The sequence below is a fragment of the Anabaena subtropica FACHB-260 genome (genome assembly GCF_014697105.1).
In the GTDB taxonomy this organism is placed as follows: Bacteria; Cyanobacteriota; Cyanobacteriia; order Cyanobacteriales; family Nostocaceae; genus Trichormus; species Trichormus subtropicus.
In genome coordinates this window covers 1-7,984 of the sequence record NZ_JACJRF010000086.1, presented here as the reverse complement: position 1 = coordinate 7,984, position 7,984 = coordinate 1, and the positions used below count along the sequence as shown (strand labels likewise).

6 protein-coding genes and 1 riboswitch are annotated in these 7,984 nt (G+C 38.7%); of the genes, 3 read left to right on the top strand and 3 right to left on the bottom strand.

Features of this window, described 5'->3' with window-relative positions; translation table 11 throughout:
* Positions 1-181 precede the first annotated feature (181 nt).
* On the bottom strand, positions 182-1,804 hold the full coding sequence (locus tag H6G18_RS24265; protein WP_190409647.1) for a cation:proton antiporter: 1,623 nt from the start codon (positions 1,802-1,804) through the stop codon (positions 182-184).
* Between the two features lie 95 nt (positions 1,805-1,899).
* A riboswitch (Fluoride riboswitch) is annotated at positions 1,900-1,980 on the bottom strand.
* 355 nt (positions 1,981-2,335) lie between these two features.
* On the opposite strand from H6G18_RS24265, the gene H6G18_RS24260 reads away from it, so the two are divergent.
* Together H6G18_RS24260 and H6G18_RS24255 are read left to right on the top strand one after the other, a co-directional pair.
* Positions 2,336-3,205 (top strand): zinc metalloprotease HtpX, encoded by an 870-nt coding sequence (locus tag H6G18_RS24260; RefSeq protein WP_190409646.1) that lies wholly within the window; start codon positions 2,336-2,338, stop codon positions 3,203-3,205.
* A 37-nt stretch (positions 3,206-3,242) separates the two neighbouring features.
* Entirely contained in the window at positions 3,243-3,671 is a 429-nt protein-coding gene (locus H6G18_RS24255) for a hypothetical protein (RefSeq protein WP_190409645.1), read from the top strand.
* 176 nt (positions 3,672-3,847) lie between these two features.
* Here the strand turns inward: H6G18_RS24255 and H6G18_RS24250 are convergent, their stop codons facing one another.
* Entirely contained in the window at positions 3,848-4,675 is an 828-nt protein-coding gene (locus H6G18_RS24250; RefSeq protein WP_199311826.1) for a phosphate/phosphite/phosphonate ABC transporter substrate-binding protein, read from the bottom strand.
* Between the two features lie 140 nt (positions 4,676-4,815).
* Between H6G18_RS24250 and H6G18_RS24245 the strand changes: the two genes are divergently transcribed.
* Positions 4,816-5,718 (top strand): Tll0287-like domain-containing protein, encoded by a 903-nt coding sequence (locus H6G18_RS24245; RefSeq protein ID WP_190409644.1) that lies wholly within the window; start codon positions 4,816-4,818, stop codon positions 5,716-5,718.
* Positions 5,719-6,058: 340 nt separating this feature from the next.
* Here the strand turns inward: H6G18_RS24245 and H6G18_RS24240 are convergent, their stop codons facing one another.
* Positions 6,059-7,453 carry a serine/threonine-protein kinase gene (locus tag H6G18_RS24240; protein WP_190409643.1) on the bottom strand — a complete coding sequence of 465 codons (1,395 nt, stop codon included), beginning with the start codon at positions 7,451-7,453 and terminating at the stop codon, positions 6,059-6,061.
* Positions 7,454-7,984: the final 531 nt, after the last annotated feature.

The window sequence follows — 7,984 nt, the reverse complement described above, 5'->3', positions numbered from 1 at the left end:
TCAAAAACCTCCTGGTATTACTACTTTGGTTCGCGGTCTTGAGCAATTTGAATCCACTTTTTTTGGCTGGAAACTCGCTCTGGGCAAACTTGTGTGTACACCGTAGCCCCGAAGCGGGGAGAGGTTTGGAGAGGGGTTTCAAAAATAAGTTGCACATCGCGTTAAGTTATGAAAAATTTAACTATCTTTGTTTCTCCAGCAAGATTACAGGTATGGGACTACTTTCTATAACGGCTTGCGATACTGAGCCAATTATTACTTCTTCCCAAGGTTGATGTCCCCTTTTTCCCATAACAATTGCCGTTACATGATATGTCTGAGCAATGCGAATAATTTCTTCTGGAACAACACCTGTAACAGCAAGAAATTTATATCTAATATCAGATAGCAACTGTTTTGCTTGTTCCTGTATTTGTTCAACAGCTTGCTGATTTGCAGTGTTGATTACGTGCAGAACGATCGCCTCACCATTACTGCGCCGGGCTAAGTCTGCAACTTTGCTCAAAACTTCTGTGGCTAAACTTGATGTATCTACTGCTGCTAATAATAGAGTATGAGTAGCTACCGTCACCTTTGTAGGGTCAACTTCTCCTCTAGTTAACAATTTGGGCGCAAAGACAGTTGTCGCCCAAGCACCTAAAGGTGCAGTGAGGAGAATTGAAAGGGCAGCGATCGCTAAAATTATCTCACCTCCTGCAATCCCTTGAGCAAGAGGAATTGCACCGATAGCAGCTTGCACTGTAGCTTTAGCCGAATTTCCAGGGAGTAGAAATAATCTTTCGTGCCAATTCCAATTACTCCCTAAAGTTGAAAGATACCAACCAATCATGCGACCAATAAATAAACCAATTGCCAGAATTAAAATTCCTGGTAGTAAGATATTTCCTAAAACTTGTAGTTGAATTGTTGCTCCTAACAAGACAAACAAAAAAATCTCTGCTACTATCCATAAACTATCAAACCCACCCCGCAATCTTCTAGCCAAAGGTGCGTCTAATTCGACTAAGAAAAACCCCAGTGACATTGTAGCTAAATAGCCAGAAAAGTAAGGTAAAACATTAGCAATAATTACCAGAAACAGAGCTAAACTTGCAGCAAGTAAAGTATCTTGGACAGCATTTTGAGTCCAGTTTTGTTTTGTTAGTAGTAAGACTAGTAACCGAGCGACTAAATACCCAAATAAGACCCCTAATCCGATTTGCATGAGTACTTGTATGGGGAGTAAATACAGAGTATTGATAGTCAAGCCACCGAAAAGGGTGATTTGTTCAACGCCACCATCACCTAAGAAATTCAACAATAAGCTAAAGACAAGTAATAGCAATACATCAGATAAAGCACTACCAGTCAAAATTGCATCGGGAATCCCTTTAGTAACACCCAAGCCTAAACTTTTCAGCCTCAACATTCCTGGTACAATTACAGCCGGCGACTCAGCACCAATTACACAGCCTAAAAGCAAGCCAGTGGGAAAATCGAATTTAAAAATAATTATAGAAGCAAAAGCAATAGCGATCGCTTCAGTGGCTGCTGGTAAAAATCCCAACCGTAATGCTACAGTCCCTTGTTGAGACAGTTTTTGTCTATCTAGTCCCAATCCAGCTTTCATGAGGATAATTGTCACCGCTACAGTCCTTAAATCATCAGCCGCACCAAGGACATCTTGACTGATAACGTTACGAACTTGGGGGCCTAAAATAATCCCCATTAAAATCATACCAATTAACGGTGGTGCTGTTAAGCGACGGGCCAGTTGACCCGCAAAAAAGCCCATGATGAAAATCCACAATATGCTGAATAACATACCTTAACTTCCAATGTTGCGTTTTGTAGATAGAGACTTACTACAAGGAAGCTAGGTTATTTATACAACAAACCCCTACCCTCCCGCAGTAAGCGAGAAAAGTAGGAGTCATCAGCCTTCCAGATTAATTTTTGACTGGAATAGCGGTTTAGGCGAACTCCATCGCCATTAGTCATTTTTATAATACCATTTAACAGGAAAATTAACTAGCGATCGCTCTCACAATTCCACAATTCTATCTATTCCTAAATAGGCTAAAATCACCACTAATTTAAGCAACATATAAATTTTTACCAACACAAAACTTTTATTAAACTTCTGGGTTAATTCATATTAAAAAAATATATTCAATAACTATCACAATGAATTATGTATCAACAACTTGGAGACGGAAAACCGTACTCAACTAGGGCGAAATTTCTACCCGATAAATCCCTGTTTAGATAGATACAATCAAAGTACAACTGAAGTAATCTTGTTGTCTAGAAAAGATTAAAACAATCAATACAGCATTAGCAGGAGAGCGAAAACATGGGAAATCAATTTAAAACGCTTGCTTTGCTTGCTGCCCTCAGTGGCTTATTAATTGCCATCAGTTATTGGGTAATTGGCGGTAGTGGCGGCGTGATTATTGGCATTGGCTTGGCGGCAGTTACCAACCTGTTTTCATGGTATCAATCAGATAAGATTGCTCTAGCAGTTTACCGCGCCCAACCAGTGAGCGAAAGCCAAGCACCAGGACTTTATCACATGGTGCAGAGATTATCCCAACGCGCAAATATTCCCATGCCAGGAGTCTATATTGTTCCCGGTCAAACTGCTAATGCTTTTGCTACAGGAAGAGATCCAGAACACGCTGCTGTAGCTGTAACTGAAGGTATTTTAAATATATTACCAGAGGATGAATTAGAAGCTGTCATCGCCCACGAACTTACACATATTATTAACCGCGACACGTTAACACAAGCTGTAGCTGCTACCGTTGCTGGTGCTATCTCTTTCTTGGCACAGATGGTTAGTTATAGCTTATGGTTTGGGGGAATAGGTGGACGAGATAACGAAAGAGGTGGAAATCCTTTAGGTGTTTTGTTAACTGTTGTACTTGCGCCAATAGCTGCCACTATCATTCAGTTAGCAATATCCCGCACAAGAGAGTTTTCTGCTGATGCTGGTTCTGCTAGATTAACAGGTAATCCCCGTTCCTTAGCCCGTGCATTACAAAGATTAGAAGCCACGGCGCGACAACTACCTTTGGATGCTAACCCAGCGTTTGAACCACTATTAATCATCAATCCCATCTCTGGACAGTTTTTAGGTAACTTATTTTCTAGTCATCCATCCACAGACGCAAGAGTTCAAGCACTACTCAAGTTAGAGCAAGAACTACCAAAAACAGCTTAAGCAGCGAATGACTAATGACTAAAAGGATATTTCAACTATGAATGATAACAACATCGAAATTATCGAATCTGTCGAAACTGTTGAATCTATCGTCGTGGTAGAAATTAGCTCTCAAACTGACGAAATAGTAGAAGTCGAGATGGCTGGCGAAACTGACGAAGTAAAGCGCGAAACTAAAGCACTGATTGAAGCACTCAGAAGACGCGCTCAAGCCGAAGCAGAGACAGCCGGAACTTTCACCCGTGAAACTTACTTGAATGCTGTACGTAAGGCAAGAGCAGCTATTGAAGGAGAGAAAATTATGGATAAAGATGCTCGCTTAGAATACTTTTGGGTAGTATTTAAGGATGAAACCGAGAAAAACTGGCATTTAATGATGAAAGATTTTGTAGATTTTAGTGTACGTCTACAAAATGCCGCCAAAGCTGCTTGGGAAGCCTTCAATGCCCCTCGTCATCAAGGTTAAATGATTTTTCAATTAATTACTTGTAAATTGCTGTAAATAAGTTTGTAGTAAGGACTTTAGTCCTGATTCTTCTAACTACTAAAGTGCTTACTACCAACTCTTAAAACTAACTTGACAAAGTACTACTCTATCTCCCATATCAAGATTACTGTCGGCAACTGATAAATTCTCAACATCTAAGTTGTTTTATTAAATAATTGAACAGGCTTGCTTTGCAGTTCAGAAGCAATTGATTGCACTCGTTCAACCACACTAATCATATAGTTGTAATTTGGAATTGGCGCATTGGGTATATAGCCAACTTGTTGAGCTAACGCCGAAGGTAACTCACTCATCACTCTGCGAATGTAATCTTGGCGTTTACGTTCTATAGTTGGTTCAATTAACACTACACCAGGTGGAACATAGTGCGGGTCTGTGTAGAGGATGCGAAACTTAGTTCCTTGTAATGTTGAACGATAAAGATTAAGTTCTGCTATAGAAACAGCACCAGCCGCCGCCTTTCCTTCAGCCACCCATTCCATAACGATTTTGGGTGTAGGTGCAGACAAGATTTCCGCCAAGGTCAGACCATAGAGATTATAAAGAGGGAAATAATATCCTGTAGCTGAACCTAATTGTCCCAAAGCTACTGTTTTACCCTGTAAATTTTGTAAATTACGGATAGGACTGTCTTCGCGGGTAACAAAGACGCAACGCAAATTATTCACACCAATTAAGGGAAAAAGCGGAACATATTTGTACCGAGAAATCGCAATAGCTGCTATCCCTGGTGGAGCAAATATTAATGACCAAGCACGAGATTCGAGACGTTCAATCGCTTTATTTTCATTAAAAGTAGGTTCTAAAGTAACCTTCGCTCTTGTGCTTTCCGCTAAGTAACGCTGAAATCCAGCATACTGCTCAATTATTTTTTGTCCACCATCATAGTTGATTACACCAATAGTTAATAAGCCATCAGATTGCTGTTTCGATGTACAGGCATTAACTGTTAAGAAAATCAATTGTCCAAAAAAAAACGACGTGAGAATTTTCGAGGCATTATTAATTTTAATAAAATAAGCTATCTTGCTTTTATAAGTTATCTTCGCTACAGTATTTTACTACAATCTCTGATGACGCTTAATATAAAAAATTTAGACTAATGTTAAAAAAAATAAAGATTGGTACCAAGTTCAATTTACTGTTAACTATAGTTTTTATCATTAGCATTTTACTCAGTGGCACTGCTTTATCTAGCATACTCCAGCATCGAGCGCAGACAGAAGTCATCTCTAAAGCCCTGGTTCTCTTGAACACAATGACTTCTGTCAGGCAGTACACCCAAGATAGAGTCAGAAATTTGTTATTACCTAAATTAGAAACTGAATCATCCTTTATCCCCGAAACAGTACCAGCTTACTCCGCAACGGAGGTGTTTGATAATTTACGTAAAAATGAACAGTATCGCAACTTCTTTTATAAAGAAGCAACACTCAATCCGACTAATTTACGAGATAAAGCTGATACTTATGAAGCAGCAATTGTGGAGCGATTTCGCAAAAATCCTTCACTACCGGAGATTGCCAGCTTTCGCACTTTACCGGAAGGCACAGTATTTTATATTGCCAGACCACTAGCTGTTACAGAACAAAGCTGTTTACAATGTCATTCCACACCAGATAAAGCACCTAAGAGTCAATTGGTTACTTATGGTTCAGAAAATGGTTTTGGGTGGCAACTTAATGAGATTGTTGCAGCTCAGATTATCTCAGTTCCTTCTGAAGAAGTATTTAATAATGCCCAAACTACTTGGTTAGGGATTATGGCATTTTTAATTGTTATTTTCGCCATAGTCTTAATTATAATTAATTTCCTTATTAAGAAAACTGTAATTCAGCGCATTAGGAAAATAGAAAACATAGCTCAAAGAGTTAGCACCGGAGATATGAGTGCAGAATTTGAAGACAATGCTCATGATGAAATTGGTGGTCTAGCAGCAGCATTTAATCGCATGAAGTATAGTTTAACAATAGCTATGGATATGCTGAATAAGCAAAATGAATAAAAGACTATATAGTCTTAGTATTTTATTTTTGAAATATTAGGTAGGAAGGGCATTGCCCAGCACAACCATTATACAGTGGGCAATCCCCACCCTACAGGTACTAAGATTGTTAAGCGAAAGCGCAGGCTACGCCAACAAGAATCAAATCGGATTCCTATACCTTCTTGGGGGTAGAGTTTTTGTCAATGGTCGGTGGCGAAAAAACTAATAATTGCTAACAAAGGGACGGGGTTATGAAACCAGCACCAAAACAATTGATACACGCAATGCAATAAATTTTTAACAAAAATAATACACGTACCAGTGAGGCATGATTGTGAATATTTGATTTATTTCTAACTTAAGGGAGTAACCGCTTTTGAAACTCGAAGGCTTTTTGATCATCGGGAATTGCGTCTGATAAAACTTTAATAAATTCAGTACGAGTAGTATTAATATTAGTAGATTTGATAGCTTTTTGAATTAAAAAAATAGCAATTGGCCCAATTAAATTTAGTAACTCTTGCTGACATTGATGTATGAAAGCATTGTTAATTTCATGGTTGACAACTGGTTGTAATTTCTGTGTTAAATTGCCAGAGTTATTTTCATGCTCAATAGTTAGTTTAGTTGGTTGTTCCATCAATGACATCGCAGTTTTTTTAAACTCAGTTTGTTGACTTGCTGTCAAGTGCAAAGCTAAGTTATCGACTAATTCTTGATAACTAGCAGCAGATGCTGCCCTTCTTAGCAACGTTTGGGCTATGGGTCCAACAAACGTCATGAGTATATTTTCTAAGTGTTTATACTGCTTTAGAGACAGAATAGAGCTATTATTGCCATGCAACCCAACTAATTGCTGTTGGGTGAGAATAACTTGGGGCTGCTGTGCCAAAGTGGATGGTGCTACAGTTATCTGAGTTTCTGCTTGTGGATGAAAACTTTGTTGTAGTCCTTCTAAAACCTCTGTTGCAGATTGATAACGCAGTTTAAAGTTATTTAGCACCATCTTTGATAACACAGATGCTAATGCAGGACTAACTTTTGCTCTATTTTGCCAGAGAATTTCTCCAGATATGGCATCTTCTCCTAGTTCTCTGGGATGCACCCCTGTCAGTGCTTGAATACAAACCATACCTAGAGAATAAATATCGCTATTAAGGTGTGGTTTACCTCGGAATTGTTCTAAAGGCATATATCCTGGCGTGCCAATAGCAACAGTCATTTCCGTTTGTCCACTAATTGCGCTTATTTGAGTTTGAACTAGCTTAACTGCGCCAAAATCTATCAGGACTAATTTACCATCTTGTAGCCGTCTAATCATATTTTCTGGCTTGATATCTCGATGAATCACCTTGTGATGATGAATGAATTGCAAGATATCTAAGCCTTGCTGTAAAAGTAGTATGACTTGTTCTTCTGTCCAACATTGATTAGGCGGCAATTCTACTTTCAGTGAATGGCCTTCAATAAACTCTTGTACTAAGAAAAATTCCTGATTTTCTTCAAAATATGCTAGAAGACGAGGAATTTGGTCATGATAACCTAATCTTTCTAGTGTTTCTGCTTCACTCGTGAAGAGTCGTCTAGCTGTTTCCATAAACTCTGGGTTATGGGTGACAGGTTGAAAATGTTTGACGACACATTTGGGTTGGCCAGGACGTTGAGTGTCAAGAGCAACATAAGTTTTTCCAAATCCACCTCCACCTAACATTTGGCGAATTTGATAACGACCGACTAGTAAATTATCTAACATTGTATGACTTGTTGAAGTCTTACATTCATCTTGACGTAATTAATAATATGGTAAAATCCTACTCTATAAAGAGATTATGTGACTATTTTAACAGATAAACAGTGATGCCGTAAGGGATGGTAATGAGGAATAGATAGGCTTTCCTCTCAGTTAATAGTTAAGTAGTAGGTCGGCAAAAATAAACCTAATTAGCTAGGGTTGTCATTGGTCTTTATTCATTAGCAAGGGTTTCAAGCTTGTTTACGTTTCGTAACATACTTTTATTTATTTCTACCGATTTACTTAGGGACTTCCAGATAAAAAATATCCAACTAGGTTGGGTGCGTCAGTGCGAGAAAAATTAGCTGTACCAAGAAATTATTCATACTGACGCACCCTACAAACCGTCAAGTTGGAATAATTTATTTTTTGGTGTTCCCTTATTACAATACCTTTGCCAAATTACGAGGGTTCAACGCCCGTAGAAACGGGATGAATACGTCCTAAAGAAGTAAGCTTGGCAAAAATCTGGTTTAATAAAATAGGCTCAGG

Excerpts from the sequence above, each read along its gene's own strand:
- H6G18_RS24265 (WP_190409647.1), bottom strand. The coding sequence starts at position 1,804 with ATGTTATTCAGCATATTGTGGATTTTCATCATGGGCTTTTTTGCGGGT.
- H6G18_RS24260 (WP_190409646.1), top strand. The coding sequence starts at position 2,336 with ATGGGAAATCAATTTAAAACGCTTGCTTTGCTTGCTGCCCTCAGTGGC.
- H6G18_RS24255 (WP_190409645.1), top strand. The coding sequence starts at position 3,243 with ATGAATGATAACAACATCGAAATTATCGAATCTGTCGAAACTGTTGAA.
- H6G18_RS24245 (WP_190409644.1), top strand. The coding sequence starts at position 4,816 with ATGTTAAAAAAAATAAAGATTGGTACCAAGTTCAATTTACTGTTAACT.
- H6G18_RS24240 (WP_190409643.1), bottom strand. The coding sequence starts at position 7,453 with ATGTTAGATAATTTACTAGTCGGTCGTTATCAAATTCGCCAAATGTTA.